18 protein-coding genes and 1 pseudogene are annotated in these 22,057 nt (G+C 70.5%); 6 read left to right on the top strand and 13 right to left on the bottom strand.

From position 1 onward, the window contains the following. Window positions 1-41 precede the first annotated feature (41 nt). From J2853_RS32620 to J2853_RS32565, 13 genes and pseudogenes are all read right to left on the bottom strand, one after another. The gene (locus J2853_RS32620) at window positions 42-272 is read right to left on the bottom strand and encodes a hypothetical protein (RefSeq protein WP_307564544.1); all 231 of its coding nucleotides are present in this window, start codon (window positions 270-272) and stop codon (window positions 42-44) included. A 1-nt stretch (window position 273) separates the two neighbouring features. Further along, the gene (locus J2853_RS32615) at window positions 274-669 is read right to left on the bottom strand and encodes a hypothetical protein (protein WP_307564543.1); all 396 of its coding nucleotides are present in this window, start codon (window positions 667-669) and stop codon (window positions 274-276) included. A gap of 63 nt (window positions 670-732) precedes the next feature. Continuing rightward, entirely contained in the window at window positions 733-1,374 is a 642-nt protein-coding gene (locus tag J2853_RS32610) for a DUF5753 domain-containing protein (RefSeq protein ID WP_307564542.1), read from the bottom strand. Then, window positions 1,375-1,578 (bottom strand): annotated as a pseudogene (locus tag J2853_RS47965) (helix-turn-helix domain-containing protein); the annotation flags it as partial. A gap of 15 nt (window positions 1,579-1,593) precedes the next feature. Then, window positions 1,594-2,103, bottom strand: coding sequence for a DUF6879 family protein (locus J2853_RS32605; RefSeq protein WP_307564541.1), 510 nt, complete (start codon window positions 2,101-2,103; stop codon window positions 1,594-1,596). Beyond that, a complete protein-coding gene (locus J2853_RS32600; protein ID WP_307564540.1) occupies window positions 2,096-2,335 on the bottom strand; it encodes a hypothetical protein in 240 nt (79 codons plus the stop codon). The genes J2853_RS32605 and J2853_RS32600 overlap by 8 nt, the downstream gene beginning before the upstream one ends. 177 nt (window positions 2,336-2,512) lie before the next feature. Next, entirely contained in the window at window positions 2,513-3,091 is a 579-nt protein-coding gene (locus J2853_RS32595; RefSeq protein WP_307564539.1) for a DUF6461 domain-containing protein, read from the bottom strand. A gap of 183 nt (window positions 3,092-3,274) precedes the next feature. Further along, a complete protein-coding gene (locus J2853_RS32590; RefSeq protein ID WP_307564537.1) occupies window positions 3,275-6,925 on the bottom strand; it encodes a hypothetical protein in 3,651 nt (1,216 codons plus the stop codon). 105 nt (window positions 6,926-7,030) lie between these two features. Beyond that, the gene (locus J2853_RS32585) at window positions 7,031-7,846 is read right to left on the bottom strand and encodes a carbohydrate ABC transporter permease (protein ID WP_307564536.1); all 816 of its coding nucleotides are present in this window, start codon (window positions 7,844-7,846) and stop codon (window positions 7,031-7,033) included. After that, on the bottom strand, window positions 7,843-8,763 hold the full coding sequence (locus tag J2853_RS32580) for a carbohydrate ABC transporter permease (RefSeq protein WP_307564535.1): 921 nt from the start codon (window positions 8,761-8,763) through the stop codon (window positions 7,843-7,845). The genes J2853_RS32585 and J2853_RS32580 overlap by 4 nt, the downstream gene beginning before the upstream one ends. Window positions 8,764-8,851: 88 nt before the next feature. Then, complete coding sequence (locus J2853_RS32575; RefSeq protein WP_307564534.1) at window positions 8,852-10,162, bottom strand: extracellular solute-binding protein; 1,311 nt, start codon at window positions 10,160-10,162, stop codon at window positions 8,852-8,854. A 292-nt stretch (window positions 10,163-10,454) separates the two neighbouring features. Then, on the bottom strand, window positions 10,455-11,762 hold the full coding sequence (locus tag J2853_RS32570) for an extracellular solute-binding protein (RefSeq protein ID WP_307564533.1): 1,308 nt from the start codon (window positions 11,760-11,762) through the stop codon (window positions 10,455-10,457). Then, window positions 11,759-14,404, bottom strand: a complete 2,646-nt coding sequence (locus J2853_RS32565) for an alpha-L-rhamnosidase (protein WP_307564532.1) — start codon at window positions 14,402-14,404, stop codon at window positions 11,759-11,761. The genes J2853_RS32570 and J2853_RS32565 overlap by 4 nt, the downstream gene beginning before the upstream one ends. Before the next feature lie 146 nt (window positions 14,405-14,550). Here J2853_RS32565 and J2853_RS32560 point away from each other — a divergent pair, with 146 nt between their 5' ends. From J2853_RS32560 to J2853_RS32535, 6 genes are all read left to right on the top strand, one after another. Further along, the gene (locus tag J2853_RS32560; RefSeq protein ID WP_307564531.1) at window positions 14,551-16,029 is read left to right on the top strand and encodes an FGGY-family carbohydrate kinase; all 1,479 of its coding nucleotides are present in this window, start codon (window positions 14,551-14,553) and stop codon (window positions 16,027-16,029) included. Further along, window positions 16,026-16,610, top strand: a complete 585-nt coding sequence (locus J2853_RS32555) for a histidine phosphatase family protein (protein WP_307564530.1) — start codon at window positions 16,026-16,028, stop codon at window positions 16,608-16,610. Before J2853_RS32560 ends, J2853_RS32555 begins: the two co-directional genes overlap by 4 nt. A 40-nt stretch (window positions 16,611-16,650) precedes the next feature. After that, window positions 16,651-17,436: a DeoR/GlpR family DNA-binding transcription regulator gene (locus J2853_RS32550; protein ID WP_307564529.1), complete on the top strand. Its 786-nt coding sequence runs from the start codon at window positions 16,651-16,653 to the stop codon at window positions 17,434-17,436. A gap of 242 nt (window positions 17,437-17,678) precedes the next feature. Then, window positions 17,679-18,719, top strand: coding sequence for a 2-hydroxyacid dehydrogenase (locus J2853_RS32545; RefSeq protein ID WP_307564528.1), 1,041 nt, complete (start codon window positions 17,679-17,681; stop codon window positions 18,717-18,719). A gap of 231 nt (window positions 18,720-18,950) precedes the next feature. Further along, window positions 18,951-20,357: an FGGY-family carbohydrate kinase gene (locus J2853_RS32540; protein WP_307564527.1), complete on the top strand. Its 1,407-nt coding sequence runs from the start codon at window positions 18,951-18,953 to the stop codon at window positions 20,355-20,357. Between the two features lie 92 nt (window positions 20,358-20,449). After that, complete coding sequence (locus J2853_RS32535) at window positions 20,450-22,051, top strand: alkaline phosphatase D family protein (RefSeq protein ID WP_307564526.1); 1,602 nt, start codon at window positions 20,450-20,452, stop codon at window positions 22,049-22,051. Window positions 22,052-22,057 lie beyond the last annotated feature (6 nt).

Here is a 22,057-nt window from a genome sequence, read left to right as displayed (position 1 = left end):
GGCTATCAACAGGGAAGAAAGCCCATCCCGAAGAGGGCTTTTCAGACACCCAGGCCGATCTTGATGCTGCGCGCATGCAGGCGGTCCATGGCTCCGTCCACAAGCCTTCCCAGCTCGATCAGCCGGGCCTGCACCAGTTGCTGCTCCCTGGCCTCCCAGACCGCCACCGCGACGGGCAGGCTCCCATGAAGGCCCTTCCTGACGATGATCGCTTGTCCGTTGACGTGCCGCAGGGCCATGTCACCGACGACGTCCCAGTCTCTGAGCGCCACCTCACACCCTCCCGCCGAATTGAGCGGAGAGAATCAGGTCCGCGACCTTCTCCGGGTCCACGGACGGCGCCGTTTCGATGCCCCTGCCATTGCGCATCGACACCAGGAAGCAGCCGGAACGCGACCCCACGCTTACCGTGGTGATCCCCCACCCGGCACCGCTGCGAACGACCAGCTCGGGCGCATACAGCCCCAGATTTCCCCGGGGAAGCAGCCGACCATCACCGAACATTCTCAAAGCGATCGTGTGGATGAGGCATGAGCGAACTCCCCGAACGTTCAGCAATCGCTGCACGGTGGCCAGTTCCTGATCGTGCTTTTCCGCCGTCGCGTCGGAGACCTGTTCCTCTTCATGTCCCCCAGCGCGGGACTCCGTCACGGTCTGTCCGGATGCCATAACTCAGACAGTAGGAGTGGGGGTTTCCAGGGCTCAACGAGTGTGTACGAGTTTCTACGTCAGTTACTCCAGGGCTTCGATGGCTGCCTTGATGATGTCCTCGGCGGCGGCCCCGTAGACAGCACTCCCGGCGAGTCTGTTGAAGCACCTCACATAGAGATCGATCTCCCACGGCCGGGTGATCGTGATCATGGCCGAGGTCAGCTCGATGGACACCGTCTTCTCGCCGTATATGTGGAACGTCTCGGTCAGCTTCTGCATGCGACGGGCAGTCGAAGGGATAATGCCGAGTGAGACGTTCGGCTGGCGCATCCCGACCAGCAGATACCGAAGCTGGTCAAGGGTCGTATCGTCATCAAAAAGCCGGTTACGCAGTACCGATTCTTCAATGATCAGGGCGCAGCTGCGTGATCCGTCCTTCAGAAAGCGGCGACGGGCCAGCCGCACTTTTACAGCTTCCTCGACATCGTTGGCTGTGGACTGATGAAAATCGTTGAAGCGAAGCATGATGGCCCGCATGTAGGCGGGCACCTGCAAGGGCCAGGGAACCAGATTGGAACTGTAGAAGCGGTACTGGGGCTCGCTGAACAGCTTCAGTGCCAGATCCTGCATGTGCCTCTGGCTGCGACTGACCCGGCGCCATTCCAGGTAGGCGCTCTCTGCGTTGCGGCTGGCCGCGATCAGATTTGGGATCTCCTCTGGCACGCCGCAGATAATGCACCAGAGGCGGATGTCCTCATCGCTGGGCGGAGTGCGGCCGTTGATGAGCCGAGAACACTTCGACTCTTCCCAGCCGGCCTCCCGAGCCAACGCCCGGGAGGACAGGCCCGAATCGCGAAGGACCTCTCGTAGCCTGTCAGCGATGGCCCGTCGCGCCTGCTGGACGCTACTGGACTGTGAGTTGGACACGTGCGGGGGTGGTCGTCAGGAGGGCTCGTACTCCGAATGGTCGAATGCCAGTTCCCAGACGGCCTCGAAGGCCGTGGAGCACAACGTGGCCTCGTCCGGGTCCTCCGACAGGACGTAACCGGCCGGATCGCCCTCCCCGGTCTGGAAGATCCAGCACACCGGCCCGTCATCGAATTGCCAGAAGTCACATCCCGGTACTGCAATTCCTCTCGCCTGCGGGCGAGGAAGCCAGCGAACCTGCTCGCCACCGGCCAGGTTGGAGTAACCGGTCGCGGCGTGCTCGAAACGGATGTACTTGGTGACCGGTTCTGAGATGACACGGGCACGGCGGAACGTAACCCCGCGCTCCGTGGTAGACCGCACCAACTCCACCCAGGGAGCCACAAAGGGCTCGTCTATCTGGGCGGCGGCCTCCAGCGAGGCCCCCTCGCGCCACGCGCGATAGCCGGGGCCTCCGGAGCCATAGGTGTCGCGTAACTCCAGGTGCGTCACCGAGTGCTGGGCCTTCGAGAACAGCTCAGTCAAAGTCTGGATCATGGCCACCGCATGCCTCCCAAAGTGCCTTCTTTAGCTCCTTCGGTACCCGAAACGCGCGCTCATGAGGCTCGATGTGGCTCACCTCCATGATCTTGGCGATCACTTCAGGGTCCTCTACCGGCCAGCCAACGATCACCAGGCTCCCGTCGGCGTCGTCGCCGTGTACCGAGGGGCAGCTTTCGGTCTGACTGCCGCCCTTGCCGTAGAACCGTAGCGCCATGAGAATCTCCTGGACTTTGGGCATGTACGAACTTGCGCACCGTGAGTTTGAGCCGCGAGGACAAGACCGTCAAGCGATTCAGGAAAAGTGAGGCCGTCGTGGGTCGGCACAACGTCAGCACGATGCTGACAAGTACCCAGGACAAGGTGATGGCGCGGGCCGTGGAGAGCTCGTTCTTCAGCAGAGGTGCTCGGTCGTTCCGAGCAGGGTGGGCTTGTCGATGTGGGCGGGCAGCAGCCGTACGCCGGTGGCACGCTCGGCCAGGGCGAAGGCGGTCAGGATGTAGTTCGGGTCCGGGGCGTCGGACTCTTCGAGGGGCATGCCGAGGTCGCGCATGTGCGACAGCATCCGGTCGGAGTGGCAGCTACGGTCGTACGGCATGTCCGAGTCGAAGGTGAGGACCACGCTGCCGTTCTCGGACTGGATGAATGCCTGGTCGAAGTTGACATTGCGGAACACCGTCGCTGTCACCGTGCCCCGGGAGAGACGGTTCGCCACATCGTCCAGGCTGCACGAGTAGCCGCCCTGCTCGACGAGGATCGTTCCCCCGGCGGCCGCGCTCGCGACGATGGGATACTCGTCGAAACCGTCGATGTCGTCGGGGTCGGCGCCCTCCTCGATGACGACGCCGATCTGGTTGAGGGCCTCCACGGGCGTCAGGTCCTTGACGAAGGTGACGCAGAATCCCGAGACGGCCAGGGTGTCGCCGTACTGCTCGTTGAACCAGACGTAATCCGCCGCTGTCGTGCCACTCATCGCGTTTCCCTTCGCAGTGGGTTCCAGGCGGCCTGATCATGGCAGGTCGTTACGACAGAATCCGGTGCTCATGCGGTGGGAAGGCCCCAAGCCGGACATTCGGGAAGGTGTCTCCGATACCACCCCCGGCGACCGCGGTTCAGACATCCTGTCGCGGGCCGGAGGTTGTGGCGTTCTCCGTTCTCAGGTCGTCTGGTGCGGGCCGGGGTTCGCGGCGTCCTCCGTGCTCAGGATCACCGGGCCGAACAGGCCCGTCACGCGCTGGCCGGGGAAGACGAAGTGGGTGGGGCTGACCGCGTCGAGGTAGGGGGCCAGGGTGCCCAGGACGAGGATCTCGATCGTGCTCTCCCCCTCGTCCAGGTTCAGGTCGAAGGTGTACGGCCAGCAGACGCGCACGCCGGCCGAACGCCCGTTCACCGTCACCTCCGCCGTGCCGCGCACCCGTCCCAGGTCGAGCCGCGCCCGCCCGGAGTGCCGGAGAGCGGTCCGGTAGCGGACACCGCCGCTGTACCCGGTCAGCCCCTGCGACTCCCAGTCGCCCAGCCTGATCCGTCCGGGCCCGCAGGAGAACCTGACCGGTCCGGCCAGAGCCGCGCCACCCTGGAAGCCGGGGCGGGCCGTCACCTGGAGTTCGGCCCGGCGGGCCGAGCCGTCGAGGACGGCGGGGAGGCCGGTTTCCACACCGTCGACGAGGACCCGGACCGGGCCGTGCGCGTCGGCCTCCATCAGCGTCGCGCCCGGCGGGATGTCCACGAGGAACCGCTCGACCCGCTCCGCGGAGTCCGGCACCGCGAAGGTCGCGGGCAGGGCGGTGGCGCGCGCGTCGATCCACCCGGCCTCGGGGAGCGGGTGCGGGCGGGGAGTCAGGTGGAGCGCGGCGGGGTCGCCGTGCTGGCGCCGCCGTACGGGAGGACGGCTCGACCAGCCGGGACCGGAGACCACCAGACCGTCGACGAGCACCGCCCCCGCCGACTCCACGCGGATCGTGTTGGGGCCGGGACGCAGCAGGTGTGACACGTTGTAGCGGCGTACGCGTGGGATGTCCGCCTCCGCGTACGGGTCGAACCCGCCCTGCCTTCCGGCCTCGACGCCGTTCACCAGCACCAGGCAGGTCGCGGTGGAGGCGACCTGGAGCGTCCCCTCCTCGGCCTCGACGACCGTCTCCAGGTCGGAACCGGTGATCCACTCGGGCCTGCGGACGGCTCCGGGGTCCGCGGTGAGGGACACGTGCGCCCGCAGCGTGAGGTCCTCGTCGGGGATGAGCCGGAGCTCCAGCAGGTGCTCGCCGGGCGCGAGCGGAGCCGGGCAGACGGCGAGGTATCCGGCGTCGTCGAGGGGCAGCTCCACCCCGTCCACCCGGATCTCCTTCGCCGCCGCCGCCCCCACGACCAGCCAGGACTCCGGTAGGTCACCGGGGACGGTGACGCGGGTGCGGAACCACGCGGCCTGGCCCGCGGAGACGGGACCGAAGTCGATGAACTCCTCGGGGACGTGCCCCTTCGGGCCCAGGGTGTCGCGGTGGATCGGGTCCTTGCGCAGGCCGCGCGAGGTCGACCAGACGGCGGGGTGCCAGTCGCCGTCGCCGGTCCGCCGCAGGCCGCGCGGGCCGAACGTCACGTGCACGGCCTCGCCGTCGGGGGTCTCCACCTCCCAGCGCTCGACCGTGGCGGACGCACCGAAGTCGCCCCAGGTGTCGTCGAGCGTGGGCACGAGCTCCATGTCCCACTCGTCGCCGAGGTCGATCTCATGCGCGTACGGCTCACGCCGTGCCCCGGCGTCCGTCTCCGGACTCCACGCTCCGAGGGCACTCCCCTCCACGGGCGGCTCGGGGAACGTCCCCGCGGCGGGGAACAACAGGAGGGCGGCGGGACCGTCGTCGAAGGGGACGGTCACCTCGACGGCGTCGTCCTCGATCGTGTACGGCAGGGGGCGGGGTTCGCCCCCGAAGGGGCTCGCCAGCAGCGGGGCGCCCGTCACGCCGCGGACCCGTACCCGCATGTCCCGCCGGTAGCGGCCGGGATCAAAATCGCAGGTCGCGTCCAGCCAGCCCAGCTCGACGCCGCGCTCGTCCGGCTTGCTGACGCTGATCTCGCTCGCCCGCGGGAACGCGGCGGTCAGGAAGACCACGGTCGTGCCGTCCACCTCACGCACCAGGGGCGGCACGGGGGCCTCGACCCGGGGGACGAACCCCTCCAGGGCCTGTCCGAGATCCGCGGCCGACGCCGCGAACCGCGCGGTGCCCTCCTCGAAGCGCCTGCGGAGTCGCGGGGAGTCGGGAAGCGCCTCGACGGCGATCAGCCTGCCGCCGGCCGCCGCGAACGCGTCCAGACGTTCGGCGGTGACCTCGTCGAGAACGGTGGCCGCCGGGAGGACGATCACCCCGTACGACTCGGTGGACACCTCAAGCCTGCCGCCGGAGACCACCGCGCGCCGGACGGACTCGTCGTCGATGACGTCGGCGTCCAGGCAGAGCCGGTCGAGCGCCCCGGGCACGGTCTGGAACCACGCCATGTCGCCCACGAGCTCCCGGTACACCCGCTGCGCCCGCGCGGCGGCGTCCCGCGCGTCGCCTCCGGACCCGTCCTGCGCCGCGGCGTTTCCGGACCCGGTCCGGGGGGTGTCCTGCCCGGTGTTTCCGGGGCCCGCCTGTGCGGTGGCGTCAGCTCCGGGGTTTCCGGAGCCGGCCTGGGCGGTGGCCGTGGGGAACAGGACCGCGACGTCACAGAGGTGGCGGCCCAGGGAGAGCACCGCGCACAGGCGGGTGACGGCGTCGGCGAAGACGCGGTGGTGCCGCCAGTACGGCTGGCGCCAGTCGGTCGACGGCGGCGCCCACTCCCACCAGCCGGCCCTCGTCGTGTAGTAGACCGCGTGCGGGTTGTAGAGGTTGGCCCCCGCCCGCAGCCAGGGCAGCAGCCAGTCGAACGTCTCCTCCAGCGTGCCGCCCCAGCCGCTGGAGTGGAACGCCTCGATCCACGTTCGCGGCCGGCCGTACAGGTGGGCGAGGGAGGAGTGCACCCGGGCGTCGCCGTGGTGGTCGGAACCGGGCGCGCTGAACCAGCGGTGCGTGCGCGTGTAGTCGGCGTACAGCTCGACGCCCTCCACGGGGTGCCCGGCGCGGGCCGGGTCCTGCTGGTCGCAGCCGTTCAGCAGGCCGTGCTCGGCGTGCCACTCCGACAGCGGCCGGAAGAACGCCTCCTCGGCGAGCTCGGCCCGGGTCCGCTGGTAGTCGCGCTGGACGGCGGGGCCGCCGTCCTGGGAGAACGGGTAGCCGCGCCTGGCGAGGAACTCCTCGGCGAACGTCGCCGACCACGTGGGCATCGACGGCAGCTCGTCCTGGAACGAGCCGACGATCACGTTGCCGAACCGGTGACCCAGCCGCCGCGCGAACTCGCCGTGCACCCGGTCGAGCAGCACCTCGCACGCCGCGGGGGACAGGTAGTCGAAGCCGCGAGAGGAGATCGAGCCGTCGGCGGCGAGCCACTGCCCGGCGAACTCCGGGTTCTCCTGCACCAGGCGGGCCTGCAGGTCGGCGCCGGAGAAGCCGAGCTGGTCGTAGAACCACAGGCGGGCGCCGATCTCCAGGGCGTCCTCGCAGACCCCGTCCAGCAGCTCCCACCACGCCTCGGAGAGGAACGGCGGGTCGTCGGCGTCGGCACCGAACAGCGGGCCCGACGGGGCCAGGTTCAGGATGACCAGGTTGTGCACGCCGCCCGCGACGAGGCGCTCCATCTGCCAGCGCAGCCGATCCCTGCGCAGCGGCTCACCGCTCCACCACCAGATCGCGGCGGGAGAGTGGCTGCGGGGCGGGTTCCGCAGCGCGTCGAACACGTTCATCCAGTTCCTCCAGCGTGGAGCCCCCCGGCACGGGCCGTGAGGATCGGGTCAGCCCTTCGAGTCGCCGATCCCGGCGGTCATCCGGCGCGGGCGCGGGGGAGCACGTCAGCCCTTCAGCCCGCTGGAGAAGCCCTTGATCACATACTTCTGCAGCACCAGGAAGACGGCCACGATCGGCAGCGCGCCCAGCACCAGCCCCGCGAAGACCAGGCCGTAGTCGGAGACGTACTGGCCGACGAAGGCGAAGACGCTCACCGGGATCGTCTCGAATCCGGAACCGCCGAGGTAGAGGAGCGGGGTGAAGAAGTCGTTCCAGATGAAGACGGCGTTGAGGATCAGCACCGTGCCGGTGATCGGGCGCAGCAGCGGGAAGACGACCTTGGTGAAGGCGGTCAGGTGCGAGGCGCCGTCGATCTGGGCGGCGCTCGCGTACTCGCGGGGGAGCGCCCGGATGAAACCGGTGTAGAGGAAGATCGTGAACGGCATCTGGACGCCGGTGTAGAAAATGATCATCCCCGCGTGCGTGCCGATCAGGCCCAGGTCGCTGACCAGCTCGTACAGCGGGATCATGCCGAGCTGGAACGGCAGCACGATGCCGAGCAGGAACAGGATGTACAGCCCGTAACCGAGCCGGGTCGCGGTCCGCGCCAGGAAGTAGGCGGCGAACGAGCCGAACGCGATCAGCGCGACCAGGCTGGCCACCGTGATCACCGTGCTGTTGATCAGGGAGGGGCCGAGCGCCGCCGCCGACCACGCCTCGGTGAAGTTGGCCGTGGTGGGCGGGTTGGGCAGCGAGAGCGGGGTCTGCGAGATCTGGTCGGGGCTCTTCAACGACAGGGTGACCAGCGCGTAGACGGGGAAGAGGAACGCGACCGCCACCGCGATCATGACGATTTCCAGCAGGAAGGTCCTGGACTTCACTGGGCGACCTCCCGGGAGCGCAGGTAGTAGACCTGCACGAGCGACACCGCCGCCACGAACAGGGCGAGCACGAGCGCGATCGCCGTGCTGTAGCCGAACTTGCCGTAGACGAACGCCTGCTTGTACAGGACGGTCGACAAGGTCTCGGTGGCGTAGCCGGGGCCGCCGTTGGTCGCCGCGAACACCTGGTCGAACAGCTTCAGCCCGCCGATCGTGGAGAGCATCAGGTTGATCGTCAGGGCGGGGGCGAGCAGCGGCCAGGTGACGTAGCGGAACCGCTGGAGCGTGCCCGCGCCGTCGATCATCGCGGCCTCGTGCAGTTCCTTCGGGACGCCCTCCAGGCCGGCCAGGAAGATGACCATCGAGTACCCGGCGTACTGCCACACGACCATGCCCGCGATCGACCACAGCGCGACCGACGGGTCGCCCAGCCAGTCGATGTTCAGGCCGAGCAGCCCGTTCAGGCCCGCGGAGGGGTCGGGGGTGTAGACGTACTTCCACAGGAAGGCGACCATGACCGGGCTGACCACGACGGGCGCGAAGAAGATCACCCGTAGCAGCGCCCTGCTCTTCAGCTTGGCGTGCACACCGAGCGCGAGCAACAGGCCCACGCCGTTCTGCACGACCAGGATCACCACGGTCAGCAGGAGCGTGTTCCCGAGGGAGCCCATGACCTGCTCGTCGCCGAGGATCGCCCGGAAGTTCGCCAGGCCGACGAAGGACTTCCCCTCGCCGATGCCGCTCCAGTCGGTGAAGGCGTAGAACACGCCCACGATGCTCGGGTAGAGCACGACCCCCGCGTAGACCAGCAGGGCGGGGACGGCGAACCACCAGGAGGGGGCGAACGCGGCCGCGCGCCCGATCCGCCGTACCCGCGCGGCGGGCGGCGTCTTGACGGGCTGAGTGGTCAGGGTCACGGCGCCTCCCGCCTGTCCACGGTGGCGTGCCGTCCCACACGGTCCGGGCCGCTCACATCGCCCGGACCGCTCACGAGGTGCGAGCTGCTCACTTGGCGTACGCCTCGTCCATCTTCTTCAGTGCCTCGTCGACGGTGCTCTTGCCCGCCAGCAGTTCCTGGACGACCGCGAAGTGGGTCGGCTGCACCTCGGCGTTGGGCCAGCGCTGGTCCATGAACGGCACCGCCTTGTCCTTGGTGAAGGGCAGGAACGACTCCACGGCCGGGTCGATCGTGGAGCTCGCGTCCTGGGTCAGCGGGATCGCGGCGATGGCCTTGGCCCAGAGGTTGATGTTCTCCTGCTTGCCGAGGAAGTCGATGAAGGCCTTGGCCTCCTCGGCGTTCTTGCCCTTGGCGCTGGCGCCGAGCCCCACGACGACGCCCGCGGGGATCCACACGGTCGAGGCGTCGTCGGATCCGGGCAGCGGGAACATCGACAGGTCGTCGGGGCTCGTGGCGGCGTCGCGGAAGGCCGGCAGCACCGCCGACACCTGGATCGCCATCGCGGCCTTGCCGGTCGCGACCATCGAGGTCTGCTGCTCGAAGGTGGTGCCGTTGGGCTTGTCGTTGAAGTAGCCGCGCTTCTGCAGCTCCAGGTACATCTCCATGGAGTCGCGCCAGCCGGACTGCGCGAAGCTGGTCTGCCCGGCGGCCTGCTTGTCGTCGAAGGTGGGGTCCTTCGCGTAGACGGTGGAGGGCACGAGAGCGTAGTTGATGAGCTGGGTGACCCACGGGGTCTGCGCGCCCAGCGCGATCGGGACCTTGCCCGCCTTCTTCAGCTTCTCGCAGACCCCGAGGAACTCGGTCCACGTGGTGGGCGGGGTGTCGATGCCCGCCTCCTGGAAGACCTTCTTGTTGTAGATCGCACCGATGACCGACGAGCCCGCCGAGTACATGAAGGTCTTGCCGTCCTGCTGGAAGGCCGGCTTGAACCCGGTGGGGATCGACTGGGTCCACGCCTGGGCCGACAGGTCCGCGAGCAGCCCGGCCTTGGCGATCTCGGCCATCGACATCGCGCTGCCGCTGCCGGGGTAGACGACGTGCAGGTCGGGGGCGTTGCCCGCGCCGAGCTGGGTGCGCAGCGAGGTCTGCACCTGGTCGGTCGGGGCGTAGGAGACCGAGATCGACACGCTCGCCTTGGCCTTCTTGTAGGCGGCGAGCAGCACGTCCATCGGCGCCTTCTGGTCGGCGACGCCCACGAACTTCAGGCTCACCGCCGCGTCACCGCTCGCGCCGGCGGCGGTGGTGCCGCCCGTCTGGGGGTTGGTGGAACACGCGGTGGCCGCGGCGGCCACCGCCAGGCCTCCCATCATGCGGAAGAACTGCGCGCGGCTTATCCTGGCGTCGCGAAGGTCGGTCATGCTTTCTCTCCTCGGACTAGCTCGAAAATGTGGTCCCCCGAGGTCACCCGGTGGGTGTCGCCGCCGGGCAGGTGCACCGTCGCCGTGGCGCCCGGCGGGATGCGCGTCTGGAGCCGGAACCCTTCGTCGTCGTTATCGCCACGGTCGGCAGGAGCGTGTTCCCGAGGGAGCCCATGACCTGCTCGTCGCCGAGGATCGCCCGGAAGCTCGCCACGCCGGCGAAGGGCTCCTCCTCGCCGAGGTAGCTTCAGATCTGGGCCGCGGCTCAGGGCTGTCACGGGGTGCGGGCCGTTCACTTGGCGTACGCCTCGTCCATCTTCTTCAGCGCTTCGTCGATCGTGCTCTTGCCCGCCAGCAGTTCCTGGACGACCGCGAAGTGGGTCGGCTGCACCTCGGCGTTGGGCCACCGATGGTCGAAGGGCACCGCCTGGTCCTTGGTGAAGGGCATGAACGACTCCACCGCCGGATCGATGGTGGAGCTCGCGTCCTGGGTCAGCGGGATCGCGGCGATGGCCTTGGCCCAGCGATTGATGTTCTCCTGCTTGCCGAGGAAGTCGATGAAGGCCTTGGCCTCCTCCACGTTCCCGGACTTGGCGCTTACGCCCAGACCCACCACCACGCCGGCGGGGATCCGGATCTGCCCGGGGTCGTCGGTGCCGGGCAGTGGGAACATCGACAGGTCGTCCGGTGTCGTGGTCGCGTCACGGAAGGCGGCCAGCACCGCTGACACCTGGATGGCCATTCCCGCCTTGCCGGTCGCCACCATGGAGGTCTGCTGCTCGAACGTCGTCCCGTTCGGCTTGTCGTTGAAGTAGCCGCGCTTCTGCAGCTCCAGATACATCTCCATGGCGTCGCGCCAGCCCGACTGGGAGAAGCTGGCCTGCCCGGCGAGCTGCTTGTCGTCGAAGGTCGGGTCCTTGGCGTACACCGTGGACGGCACGAGCGCCAAGGTGATCATCTGGGTTACCCAAGGGGTCTGCGCGCCGAGTGCGATCGGAGCCACGCCCGACTTCTTGATCTTCTCGCAGACCTGGAGGAACTCGCTCCACGTTGTGGGTGGCTGGTCGACCCCGGCCTTCTCAAAGACCTTCTTGTTGTAGACCGCGCCGATAACGGACGATCCGGCGGAGAAGACGTAGGTCTTGCCCTGGAGCTGGAAGTCGGGTTTGAAGCCTGCAGGGATGGTCTTCGTCCATGGCTGGGCCGACAGATCGGCCAGCAGGCCGGCTCCGGCGATCTCGGTCATCGACATCGCGCTGCCGCTGCCGGGGTAGACGACGTGCAGGTCGGGGGCGTTGCCCGCGCCGAGCTGGGTGCGCAGCGAGGTCTGCACCTGGTCGGTCGGGGCGTAGGAGGCAGCGATCGACACGTTGGACCTGACCTGCCTGTAGAGGGCGACCAACTCGTCCATCGGCGCCTTCTCGTCGGCGACGCCCACGAACTTCAGGCTCACCGCCGCGTCACCGCTCGCGCCGCCGGCGGTGGTGCCGCCCGCCTGGGGGTTGGTGGAACACGCGGTGGCCGCGGCGGCCACCGTCAGGCCTCCCATCATGCGGAAGAACTGGGCGCGACTCATCTTCGCGTCGCGAAGGTCGGTCATGCTTTCTCTCCTCGGACTAGCTCGAAAATGTGGTCCCCCGAGGTCACCCGGTGGGTGTCGCCGCCGGGCAGGTGCACCGTCGCCGTGGCGCCGGGCGGGATGCGCGTCTGGAGCCGGAACCCTTCGTCGTCGTTTCGCCAGCTCACCGAGATGAGGCCGCGCGCCGACTCGTAGGAGGCGCCGGCCCGGCTCAGCTCGCCGGGAAGGGGCCGGATCACCAGCTCCCGGTAGGCGACGGAACCGGGTGCCTGGTCGATCCCGGCGACGCCGCTGTAGAGCCACTCGCCGATCGATCCGAACGCGTAGTGGTTGAAGGAGTTCATCGAGGCGGCCCCGACCCCGTCCCAGCGCTCCCACACGGTGGTCGCGCCCTGTCGCACCTGGTAGAGCCACGACGGCGGTTCGGTCCTGCGGAGCAGGGCGTGCGCGAGGTCGTCGCGGCCGTGCGCGGACAGCACCGGGCAGAGCAGGTTGACGCCGAGGAACCCGGTCAGCGGACCGGACTCCTCGACCAGCGCGGCCAGCCGTGTGGCGGCGCCGACGGTCTGCTCGGGGGTGAGCAGGCCGAACGCCAGCGCCAGCAGGTATCCGGTCTGGGTGTCGCCCTCGACCAGGCCGCCGTCGCCGACGAACTCCGCGGCGAACGCCTCACGGATGCGGACGGCCAGCGACCCGAGGCGCTCCGCCTCGTCGTGCCGGCCCCGTACCCGGGCGGCCTCGGCGGTGAGCGCCGCGCTGCGGTGGAAGAACGCGGTGGCCAGCACCTCGCGCGGGGTGGCGGGGCCGGGGGCCAGCCAGTCGGCGAAGTGCGGGCCGGTCCGGTGCCGCCAGATCAGGTCGGGGTTGTTCCGCGCGACGAAGTCCACCCACCGGGCCATGGCGTCGACGTCGAGAAACCTGTCGTCGCCGTAGGTCCGGTAGAGGTGCCAGGGGACCAGCACCCCCGCGTCCGCCCAGCCGGGCGCGCCCTCGTCGGCCACCCCGCTGAGCAGCGGGGCGACGTTGGGGAAACCGCCCTCGGGTGACTGGGCGTCCACCACGTCCCGCGTCCACTTGCCGAAGAACCCGGAGACGTCGGCGTTGAAGCAGGCGGTGGGCAGGAACACCTGCGCGTCCGCGAGCCAGCCCAGCCGTTCGTCGCGTTGCGGGCAGTCGGTGGGGACGCTGACGAAGTTGCCGCGCTGGCCCCAGACGATGTTCTCGTGCAGCCGGTTGATCTCCGGGTCCGAACACTCGAACGTGCCGGCCGGCGGGGTGTCGCTGTGGAGGACGACCGCCCTGATGTCGTCGAGCCGGTCGAGCCCGCTCACCTCGGCGTAGCGGAAGCCGTGGTAGGTGAACCGCGGTTCGAACACCTCCTCCGCCCCGCCCGCGGTGATCAGCACGTCGGTCGCGTCGGCGGTGCGCAGGTTCGCGGTGTGCAGGCGGTCGTCGCCGTCGAGCTTCTCGCCGTGCCGTACGGTCACCCGCCGTCCCGGCTCCTGGTCCCGCACGGTGAGCCGCACCCGGCCGGCGATGTTCTGCCCGAAGTCGACCAGGTGCACGCCGGGCCGGACCGGGGTGGAGGAGACCGGGAGCAGCTCGCCGAGCGCGCGCACCGGCTCGTCGCGGGAGGCGACGAGGAGGGAGTGGTCGTCCCCGGTGACCACGGCGGGGCGCCAGGAGGAGTCGTCGAAGCCGGGCAGGTCCCAGCCCGGGGTCTCGGCGCGGGCGTCGTGGCACTCGCCCTTGAGCAGGTCGCCGTAGCGGATCGCGCCGTGGCCGGTGCGCCAGCCCTCACCGGTGGCGACGACCCGGGTGGAGCCGTCCTCGAAGGTCAGGTGGAGCTCGGCGATGAGCTCGGGGAAGCGGCCGTAGTGGTAGCCGGGGCGGCGGGGGTCGAACCCGACGAAGCCGCTCCACCAGCCGTCGGCGAGCGTCACGGCCAGCACGTTCTCGCCGTCGAGCAGGAACGGGGTCACGTCGTGGACCTGGTACTGGATCCGCCTGCGGTAGTCGGTCCAGCCCGGGGCGAGCTCGGCGTCGCCGGCGCGGTGGCCGTTGACCCCGGCCTCGTACAGGCCCTTGGCGCTGATGTAGAGCCTGGCCCTGCTCACCCCGGAGCTTTCGAAACTCGTGCGCAGCCGGGGGCAGGGCAGCAGGCCGTGGTGGCTGAGCGCCTGGTCGCCCTCGGTCGGCGGATCGACGTGCTCGACGGCGTGGGGGTCGTGCGCGATCCAGGACGCCTGCCAGAGGTCCTGGCCGGTCTCGAACCACGACTCCGCGCTGCCGGCGGTGCCGTCCTCGGCCCAGACCGTGACGCGCCAGTCGTACCTCGTGCGGGGAAGGAGCGGCGGCCCGCCGTAGAGGGCGCCGATCGCGGCGGGGTCGTCGACCCTGCCGCTCGACCAGTCGCCCACCTCCAGCTCGTAGGCCACGGGGTCGTCGCCCGCCTGTGCCGACGCGAGCCGCCACGACAGCAGCGGCCGGGGCTCGCCGACGCCGAGCGGCGTCCGCCGGTGCTCGCAGCGCAGGCCGTACGGCGTCAGCCTGGCCGCGGTCGTCTCACGAGCCGGGGTGAAGCCGGGCGCGGGGGACGTGGCGGGAGGCGAGGCCGGGGCCGAGGGCTGGGCGAGGGCATGGCGGGCCGTTCTGCCGTCCACGCGCACCTCCCTGCTATCTCTTTGTTAAATCTAACGACTTATGGTGTGATTTTGTGATTGATGGGTGGAGACTATGAGCCACCAGATCTGAGTGTCAAGAGCGGTCCGGTGCGGGATTCCGCCGAGGTTGGGGCATGAGAGGGCGCATGGGTTCTGAGAACTTCACAGGTGATCCCGCGTGGGCCGGGATGGACATCGGCACCCAGGGAGTGCGGGTGACCGTCGTCGACGGCCGGGGCACGCCGCTGGCGGCGGGGTCCGCCCCGCTGGACAGCCTTCGCGGCGAGGGACGCGGGCATGAGCAGAACCCCGAAGACTGGTGGCGGGCCGCGGTCGCGGCGTGCCGGCAGGCCACGGCGGGCCTCGCCCCCGGGCGGATCCGAGCGCTCGCGGTGTGCAGCACCTCCGGCACGATCGTGCTCGCCGACGCCGCGGCCAGGCCCGTCTCGCCCGCCCTCATGTACGACGACGACCGGGGCCGCCCCTACGTGGAGCGGGTGACCGCCGCGGGGCGTGAGCTCTGGGACGATCTGAACGTGCGGATCCAGGCGTCGTGGGCACTGCCCAAGCTGCTCTGGCTCGCCGAGAACGGCGGGTTGCCCGACGGCGCGCGCCTGCTGCACTCCGCCGACTTCGTGACCGCGCGACTGGCGGGCGAGCTGACCGCGACCGACTCCAGCCACGCGCTGAAGAGCGGCTACGACTCGCTCGGAGAGCGCTGGCCGCTGGAGGTGATGTCCAGGCTGGGTTTGCCCTCCGAGCTGTTCGGCCCCGTCGTGCGGCCGGGTGGCCCGATCGGCGAGGTGGGGGCGGAGGCCGCGGCCCTCACCGGGCTTCCCGAGGGGTGCGGGATCGTCGCGGGCATGACCGACGGCTGCGCGGGCCAGATCGCCGCCGGCGCGCTGACGCCCGGCAGCGGGGTGTCCGTGCTGGGCACCACGCTGGTGCTCAAGGGCGTGAGCGAGAAACTCCTGCGCGACCCGAACGGCGCCGTCTACAGCCACCGCCATCCCGACGGCGGCTGGCTGCCCGGCGGCGCGTCGAACGTCGGCGCCGGCGTGCTGGCCTCGGTGTTCCCCGGCCGCGACCTGGCCGCCCTCGACGAGGCCGCCGCGAGGTACGAACCCGCGGGGGCCGTCGTCTACCCGCTCACCGCCCGCGGCGAGCGCTTCCCCTTCTACCGGCCGGACGCCGAGCAGGTCGTGGTCGGCGAGATCGGGTCGGAGGCCGAGCACTACGCGGCGCTGCTCCAGGGCGTCGCGTACGGGGAGCGGCTGGGGGTGGCCGCCCTCGCCCTGCTCGGCGCCCCCGTCTCCGAGCCCCTCGCGCTGGTCGGCGGAGCCACGCGCAGCCGCTACTGGTCCCAGCTCCGCGCCGATGTCCTGGGCGGGCCGGTCAGGATCCCCCTCCACCCCGAGGCGTCCGTCGGCATGGCCGTGCTCGCCGCCTCGTCCGGGCGCTCGCTGGACGAGACCGCCCGGGAGATGGTCCCCCGCGGCGAGCTGATCGACCCCCGCCCGGACCGCGTGGAGCGGTTCGAGCACAGCTTCCGCCTGCTCGTCGACGCGCTCGTCGAGCGGGACTACCTCACCACCGAACTCGCAGCGAAGGCGGTCGCGTCATGACGATCTTTCTTGCCCGGCACGGCCGTACCGAGTGGAGCGTCCAGGGACGCTACGCGGGCGTCAGCGACATCCCCCTCGACGAGGTGGGGCAGGGGCAGGCCCGGCTGCTCGCGAGGTGGGCGCGGGGGGCCAGGCTGACCGGTGTGGTGTCCTCGCCCCTGGTGCGCGCCCGCGACACCGCCACCGGCGCGGCCCACGCCGCGAAGCTGCAGGTGCGGACCGATCCCCGCCTGCGCGAGCTGGACTTCGGCGTCGCCGAGGGGCTTCGCCGCACCGAGCTGGACCCCGACACCGTACGGCGCTTCGAGGCCGACCCCGTCACGGACTTCCTGCCCGGCGGGGAGGATCCGGTCCTGGCCGTGGAGCGGGTCACCGAGTGCCTGCGAGAACTCGCCTCGGGCGGGCGGGTCCTCGTGGTCGCGCACAACACGATCCTGCGCCTGGCCCTGTGCGGGCTCCTGGGCGTCCCGCTGGCCGACTACCGCAGGCGGCTGCCGCTCATCGAGCACGGTTCGGTGACCGAGTTGGTCTTCGGCCCGGGAGGTCCGGCGCTGCGGCGCTTCAACTCCCCGATCCAATAGCGCTACGATGCGCGATCAACCACGTCTTGGAGCACGCCAGGTGAATTCGCGTCAGCACACGGCCGGCGGCGCCTCCCGTCGCCAGGCGATGGCCGAGCATGTCATGCGCCAGGGCTCGGCCTCGGTCACCGAACTCGCCGAGGCCTTCGCGGTCAGTGTGATGACGGTCCACCGCGACCTGGACGAGCTCGAACGCCAGGGGATGGTCCGGAAGTTCCGGGGAGGGGCGACCGCCCAGGCCTCCAACGTCTTCGAGAGCAACATCGTCTACCGGCTCACCGCCAACCAGGAGGAGAAGGAGGCGATCGCGCGGCACGTCGCCCAGCTCGTCGAGCCCGGCAGCTCGATCATGCTCGACGACTCCACGACCGCGCTCGCGGTGGCCAGGCACCTCGGTGACGTCACCCCGCTCACCGTGGTCACGAACTTCCTGGAGGCGATCAAGCTGCTCGCGGCGGCGCCCGGCATCCGGTTGATGGCGCTCGGCGGGGAGTACCACCCCACGCACGACTCCTTCCTCGGCGTCGCCTGCGTGGACGCCGTCGAGGCGATGAGCACCGACGTGGTGATCGTCTCCACCTCCGCGATCTCCGACCGCTACGCCTTCCACCAGGAGCAGGAGATCGTTCTGGTCAAGAGGGCGATGCTCCGCTCCGCGTCCCGCCGCATCCTGGCCATCGACCACTCCAAACTCGACAGGGTGGCGCTGCACCGGGTGGCCCCGCTCGACGACTTCGACCTCATCGTCGTCGACTCGCGGGCCCCGGCGGAGGCCGTCCAGCGTCTACGGGACAAACACCGCAACGTCGAGGTCGCCGAGCTCTAGAGGCCACGCCTTCGTCGTACCGGCGCCGCGACCGCCGATCCCCGGCCTTCGTCGTGCCGGGGGCGGTACCGGGAGCGCCGATCCCCGGCTTTTGCCGTGCCGGTGGCGGGGCGCCGAGCTGCGGACTTCTGTCGTCCCGGGGTCGAGGGCGACGGGGTGGAAGGCCCGGTCCGGGTCATTCTGATGAGAGATCTAACATCTTCTATGTTAACTTTCACAACGTTGCGGTAGCGTTTCAGGTCATGCTGAGAGATGTCGTGAACGTGCTCGTCGCCGGAGATCATTTCGTCCGGCCCGCCGCCGTCGCCGAAGGACTCCACGCCGAGCTGGGCGAGCGCGTCGCGGTGACGTCCCTGACCGGGCCGTGGCCGATGCGGCCGTTCGGCCCGATCGCCGAGGTGCACGAGGCGTCCGGAGACGAGGACGAGCTGATCGCCGCGCTCCAGGACGTCGAGGTCGCGATCACCCAGATGGCGCCGTTCACCTCCCGGGTCCTGTCGAACGCCCCCGCGCTGAAGCTCCTCGTGGTCACCCGGGGCGGGCCCGTCAACGTGAACCTCGCCGAGGCCGCCGCGCGAGGGGTGACGGTGTGCTCCACCCCGGGGCGCAACGCCCCCGCCGCGGCGGAGCTGGCGGTGGCGCTGACCCTGGGCGTGCTGCGCCGCCTCAGCGAGGTGCACGCCACGATGCGCGAGGGACAGTGGCGCTCCGACCTCTACGCGTACGACGCCTGCGGCGGGGAGCTCGACGGCTCCGAGGTGGGCATCGTCGGGTTCGGCGCCATCGGCCGCCGGGTCGCCGCCGCCTTCCAGGCGCTCGGCGCCCGCGTCCTCGTGGCCGACCCGTTCGCCGGCTCGCTGCCGGAGGGCGTGACCCCGGTGGAGCTGCCCGAGCTGCTCGCGCGCTCCCGGGTGGTGAGCCTGCACGCCCGCCTCACCGCCGAGACGAACGGCCTGATCGGGGCCGCCGAGCTGGCCCTGATGCCTCGCGGCGCGGTCCTGATCAACACCGCGCGGGGCGCCCTCGTGGACACGGACGCGCTCACGGCGGCCCTGGAGTCGGGACACCTGGGCGGGGCCGGCCTGGACGTCTACGAGCCGGAGCCGCTGCCCGCGTCCCACCCGCTGAGGTCCGCGCCCAACACCCTCCTCATCCCGCACCTGGCGGGGGCCACCCGGCAGACCGCCGACCGCGCGATCCGGATGGCGGTCGAGGAGGTCGCCCGCTGGTGCCGCGACGAGCCCCTCGCCTACGCGGTCGCCGCCCCCGCTCTCACCGGCTGACCGCTCCTCTTCCCCCGGCCGTCGTGATGCGACCGTTTTCCACGGGGTGTCCCCGGTGCGGCGGCCTCCACGGGTCGTCCTCGGTGCGAGGCGGTCGTCGATGAGTCGTCCTCCCCGTGGCGGTTTCCCGGGAGCCGCCCTTGATCCGGAAATCCCCCGGGGGCTGCCTCGGGGCGGCGGCCCCACAAGGTTCCCCATGGTTCGGCAGTCCCCTATGAGCAGGAGCTGGAGATGATCGTCGGAGTCGACGCCGGGACGTCCGGGGTCAAGGCGGTGGCGTTCGCGCCGGACGGCGAGGTGGTGGCGGTCGAGTCGCGGTCGCTGGCGCTCGCCCATCCGGGGCCCGGCCAGGTCGAGCAGGACGCGGAGACGGTGGTCGCGGCCGTCGAGGAGGTCCTCGACCGGCTCGTGGCCGGAGGCGTGCGGGCGGACGAGGTCCGGGCCGCCGGGCTCACCGGCCAGGGAGACGGGCTCTGGCTGCTCGACGAGCAGGGACGGCCCGCGGGTCCGGCCCTGTCCTGGCTGGACGGCCGCGCCACCCCGCTGGTCGACGGGTGGATGCGCGACGGCACGTTCGAGGAGCTGTTCCGGCGCACCGGAAACGCCGCCTTCCCCGGCGCGGGCGCCCCCCTGCTCGCCCACCTCGACCGCGGCAGCCCCGAGACGCTGGACCGGGCGGCCACCGCCGCCCGCTGCAAGGACATGATCATGCAGCGGCTCACCGGCGTGCGCGCCACGGACCTGTCGGACGCCTCCAACCTGTTCACCGATCCGCGGACGAGGACCCGCGACGCGGACCTTCTCCGCCTGTGCGGTCTGGAGCATCGTCAGGGGCTGCTCCCGCCCGTCTCCGCCGAACTCCCCGCGGGGGAGATCCTGGGGGGCGCCCTCGGCGGCGTCCCGCTCTCCGCCGGGCCGTACGACCTGCCCGCCTGCGCCGCGGGGGCGGGCGTCACCCGGCCCGGCGACGGCCTGTTGATCATCGGGACCACGCTCGCCTGCGAGGTCGTCACCGACCACCTGGACCTGGGCGGAGAACCCGCCGGCCAGACCCTCTGCCTGCCGGACGGCTGGCTGCGCGCGATGCCCGCCATGACCGGCACGGCGGCGCTCGACTGGTTGCTCGGCCTGGTCGGGGCCCGGCACGACGAGCTCGGCGCGCTCCTCGGGCAGAGCCCGCCCGGGGCGCGCGGCGTGCGCTTCCTGCCCTACCTCTCCCCGTCGGGAGAGCGGGCGCCGTTCGTCGAGCCGGCTGCGAGGGGCCGGCTCGACGGGCTGGAACTGGCCGTGACCAAGGCCGACGTCGTCCGCGCCGGCTGCGAGGGGCTGGCCTTCGCGGCGAGGCACTGCTTCGAGGCGGCGGGGCTGACCGGGGAGGTGGCCGTCTGCGGCGGAGGCACGGGCTCCGAGGACTGGCTGCAGATCTTCGCGGACGCGCTGGGCCGCCCGCTCCGGCTGGCCCGGGGACCGGAGGTGGGCGCCAGGGGCGCGGCGCTGGCGGCGGCCCGCCGGTTCGGCCTCGCCGTGGACGAGGCCGCCTGGACGGCGGGTACGCGCTGGTACGAGCCCCGTCACGACCTGGAGGAGCACTACCGGCGCTACCTCGACGACGTACGGAACCTGAGAAGTTCACTGTGAAATCTAAAGTTAGGTCTTGTTAAAAACTCAATTTAATTGCTAAAAAGTGTGGGCTGCAGCGGATCTCCTTCCCCCGACCCCCTGGGAGAACCATGGACGACGGACAGCGGCTCGCTCGTGTACTCGGCGATCCCTCACGCCGTACCTTCCTCGGTTTCACCGGTGCCGCGATGGCACTGGCCTTCACCACCAACCTCGCCGATCCCTGGACCGCACGGTCCCGCGGCCGGGACGGCTACCCCTTCCAACTCGGTGTCGCCTCCGGCGACCCCCTGCCCGACAGCGTGATCCTCTGGACCCGGCTCGCCGTGCGGCCGCTCGAACCCCTGGGCGGCATGCCGTACGGGCGGGTCAAGGTCGACTGGGAGGTCGCCGAGGACCCGGCGTTCGCCCGGCGGGCCAAGCACGGCAGCGCGTGGGCCACCCCCGAGTACGGCCACTCGGTCCACGTGGACGTGCGCGGCCTCAAGCCGGGCCGGGAGTACTTCTACCGGTTCCGCACCGGCGGTGAGATCAGCCCGGTCGGCAGGACCAAGACCGCGCCGGCGGTCCGGAGCAGTCCCGAGCACCTCCGGATGGCGTTCGCCTCGTGCGCCTCGTGGCAGGACGGGTTCTACACCGCCTACCGCCACCTCGCGAACGAGAACGCCGACGTGATCTTCCACCTGGGCGACTACATCTACGAGTACGGGATCGTCGCGAGCGGCGGCACCCGGAACACCCCGGTGCCCGACCAGTTCAGGGTGCAGTGCGACACCCTCGACCGCTACCGGATCCAGTACGGCCTCTACAAGAGCGACCTCGACCTGCAGGCCGCCCACCACTCCGCCCCGTGGATCGTCACCTGGGACGACCACGAGGTGCTCGACAACTGGGCCGGGTCCGCGGGCCCCGGCGGGGAGGTCACGCCCGAGGACTACCTCGTCATCCGGGCGAACGCCTTCCGGGCCTACTGGGAGAACATGCCGATGCGGCTGCAGCGGCCCGCGAGCGGTCCGGACGTGCGGATCTACCGCCGCTTCACGTTCGGCGACCTCGCGGAGTTCAACGTCCTCGACACCCGGCAGTACCGCGACGACCAGGTGTGCGGCGACGGCCAGCAGTACGACTGCGTGGACAGGCTCGACCCCGCCCGCACGATGCTGGGCGCCGAGCAGGAGAAATGGCTGCTCAAGGGGCTCGGCGCCTCCGACGCCCGGTGGAACGTCCTCGCCCAGCAGATCGCCATGTGCCAGCTCGACTACGATCCCGCGCCCGCCCAGCGGCTCAGCATGGACCTGTGGGACGGCTACAAGGCCGCCAAGGACAGGGTGCTCACCGGCATGGTCGAGCGGAAGGTGAGCAATCCGGTGGTGCTCACCGGTGACATCCACAACAACTTCGCCGGGGAGCTCAAGGCGAACTTCGACGACCCGGCCTCACCGACCGTCGGCGTCGAGTTCGTCGGCACCTCGATCAGCAGCGGCGGCAACGGCAACGCCGCGACCGGCCTGCCCGCCGGAGGCTCCGACCCGGTCAACCCGCACATCAGGTTCTCCAGCTACCAGCGTGGCTACGTCGCCTGCGACATCACGAGGGCCCGGTGGCAGAGCGACTTCAAGGTGATCCCCTACGTCGACAAGGTCGGTGCCCCGGTGTCGACCAGAGGCAGTCTCGTGGCGCTGAACGGCGTCCCCGGCCTGCAGGCCCTCTGAAGGGAG

Origin of the sequence: Streptosporangium lutulentum, from assembly GCF_030811455.1 — a bacterium.
Classification (GTDB): Bacteria; Actinomycetota; Actinomycetes; order Streptosporangiales; family Streptosporangiaceae; genus Streptosporangium; species Streptosporangium lutulentum.
The sequence above is the reverse complement of the archived record's forward strand: the minus strand, read 5'-3'. Positions and strand labels throughout refer to the sequence as shown.

What these genes read in the sequence shown, in the direction of transcription:
- J2853_RS32575 (WP_307564534.1), bottom strand. Translation starts at nt 10,162, where the DNA reads ATGACCGACCTTCGCGACGCCAGGATAAGCCGCGCGCAGTTCTTCCGC.
- J2853_RS32615 (WP_307564543.1), bottom strand. Translation starts at nt 669, where the DNA reads ATGGCATCCGGACAGACCGTGACGGAGTCCCGCGCTGGGGGACATGAA.
- J2853_RS32595 (WP_307564539.1), bottom strand. Translation starts at nt 3,091, where the DNA reads ATGAGTGGCACGACAGCGGCGGATTACGTCTGGTTCAACGAGCAGTAC.
- J2853_RS32535 (WP_307564526.1), top strand. Translation starts at nt 20,450, where the DNA reads ATGGACGACGGACAGCGGCTCGCTCGTGTACTCGGCGATCCCTCACGC.
- J2853_RS32590 (WP_307564537.1), bottom strand. Translation starts at nt 6,925, where the DNA reads ATGAACGTGTTCGACGCGCTGCGGAACCCGCCCCGCAGCCACTCTCCC.
- J2853_RS32540 (WP_307564527.1), top strand. Translation starts at nt 18,951, where the DNA reads ATGATCGTCGGAGTCGACGCCGGGACGTCCGGGGTCAAGGCGGTGGCG.
- J2853_RS32555 (WP_307564530.1), top strand. Translation starts at nt 16,026, where the DNA reads ATGACGATCTTTCTTGCCCGGCACGGCCGTACCGAGTGGAGCGTCCAG.
- J2853_RS32545 (WP_307564528.1), top strand. Translation starts at nt 17,679, where the DNA reads ATGCTGAGAGATGTCGTGAACGTGCTCGTCGCCGGAGATCATTTCGTC.
- J2853_RS32570 (WP_307564533.1), bottom strand. Translation starts at nt 11,762, where the DNA reads ATGACCGACCTTCGCGACGCGAAGATGAGTCGCGCCCAGTTCTTCCGC.
- J2853_RS32600 (WP_307564540.1), bottom strand. Translation starts at nt 2,335, where the DNA reads ATGGCGCTACGGTTCTACGGCAAGGGCGGCAGTCAGACCGAAAGCTGC.
- J2853_RS32560 (WP_307564531.1), top strand. Translation starts at nt 14,551, where the DNA reads ATGGGTTCTGAGAACTTCACAGGTGATCCCGCGTGGGCCGGGATGGAC.